Below are 1,683 nucleotides of genomic sequence, written 5' to 3' on the forward strand. Positions count from 1 at the left end.
CGTTAAACGCGGCATTGTAAGTTTGTAGGATGTACTTTCGATCAAATTCGGATTCTAACTTAAGTTAGAGTCAGCCTTCTACTTTGCGATCGCATGGTTGCTCTATCAATTTGCACTGTAAAAAATTTAACTTGCTGTAGGCGACAGCTTGAAGGCAGCCACCTATATTTAATTTATACAAACAGTCATGCAGTCAGGAGATAAATCTATGACTTCTACTTTCATCGCTACAAACCCAACACTACGCCAAGGCGATTCCGGTGCTGCTGTTACTGAGCTACAACAATTGCTCAATGCGAAAGGAATCAACATTACAGTCGATGGAGTCTTTGGCGGTGCGACGCGAGTCGCAGTGGTTCAGTTTCAACAGCAGAATGGTCTTGTTGCAGATGGCATAGTTGGTATTCAAACTTGGCAAGCCCTTCGTCGCAATGCACCCATTCAACTGACGGATGCCGCCACTTACTACGAGCCATCGAACTACCCTTATCAAAAACAGGCATTTGACTGGTTGCAATCCCGGATTTCTAGATTTGATCTGGAGGAATTTGCTCGACGCTGGCGAAACCTCCGCTAACGCAGCAATCCCTGATCTCAAGACGCTGGGAATGCCCTGAATCACAGGGTTCTTCCCAGCTTTTATTGCCAGGTTCCCTGCTTCAATGGTCTGCCCCTGACTGCTCTCCCTTTCTTGATCGCACAGGCACATGGACAGAAGCCGCTTAAGATCTTTACCTTTCGGTATCAGACTTGCGGTTAGCACCGAGACGCAGCTCCGGAGGAACCGCAGCATACCTCAATAAGAAATTCATCATGCAATATCTTTCACAGGACTTAATCCTTCTTGCACTCAATCCCCAAACTGGAAAAACTCGCTTCTCTTGGTACTCTGCGCTTGACTATGGGTTGGTCGGTTCTTTATTACTAGATTTAGTACTGCAAGGCGAACTTGAGATCGACAACGACAATCGTGTGATCGGTGCGATCGCAGGCAACACAGGCAATGAATTCTTAGATCAACGCCTCAGTGAGGTTCTAGCATCGTCTCGTCCTCGAACTGCAAGGTTCTGGGTGACTCGTTGGAGACGAAGATACCTAGGAATTCAAACGATTGTGTTGCAGAACTTAGTTGATTTAGGTGTTTTAGAACGACAAGAGCAACGCATTCTTGGACTGTTTCCAACGCAGCGATATTTTCTAACCGATGAATCTATTCAACGCGAGATTGTCCAGCAAGTTCGTGCAGCCGTGTTAGAAGGCATTGGACTGGATTCTCGGATGGCAGCATTGATTAGTTTGATGCAAGCCTCTCACCTGACCGATGCGGTGTTCAGACCTGAAGAACGTTCTGAAGCGCGCTCAAGAATTAAGGCGATCGCAGAAGGGGAGCTGGTCGGCAAAGCAGTTTCAAAGGCAATTTTTACGGTTCAAGCAGCCACGACTCTGAGTACAATCAATGGCGGATGAAATCGTTAAGAGCTCTATAGAACAATAGCTCGGAAATTTTTGATAGGAAAGCTTTTCTGTCAGAATTGTCCAGAGTGTTGCTGCTTGATGCAAACGTAAAAAAATGAACGACGATCGTAGTCACGGTCCCTTACTTGTACCCCCTTCAACCCAAGATTGGATGCAAGGTGTGCTGAGTGCAAAGGTCGTGCTGGTGATGTATGGAGACTATCAAGA

2 protein-coding genes and 1 pseudogene are annotated in these 1,683 nt (G+C 46.4%); all 3 read left to right on the forward strand.

Annotated features, from left to right (window positions below):
• Positions 1–208: 208 nt before the first annotated feature.
• Positions 209–577 (forward strand): peptidoglycan-binding domain-containing protein, encoded by a 369-nt coding sequence (locus H6F76_RS00040; protein WP_190504829.1) that lies wholly within the window; start codon positions 209–211, stop codon positions 575–577.
• Between the two features lie 236 nt (positions 578–813).
• Positions 814–1,467 (forward strand): GPP34 family phosphoprotein, encoded by a 654-nt coding sequence (locus H6F76_RS00045; RefSeq protein ID WP_190504831.1) that lies wholly within the window; start codon positions 814–816, stop codon positions 1,465–1,467.
• A 103-nt stretch (positions 1,468–1,570) separates the two neighbouring features.
• Positions 1,571–1,683 (forward strand): annotated as a pseudogene (locus H6F76_RS31255) (disulfide bond formation protein DsbA); the annotation flags it as partial.

Origin of the sequence: Leptolyngbya sp. FACHB-321, assembly GCF_014695975.1 — a bacterium.
In the GTDB taxonomy this organism is placed as follows: Bacteria; Cyanobacteriota; Cyanobacteriia; order Leptolyngbyales; family Leptolyngbyaceae; genus Stenomitos.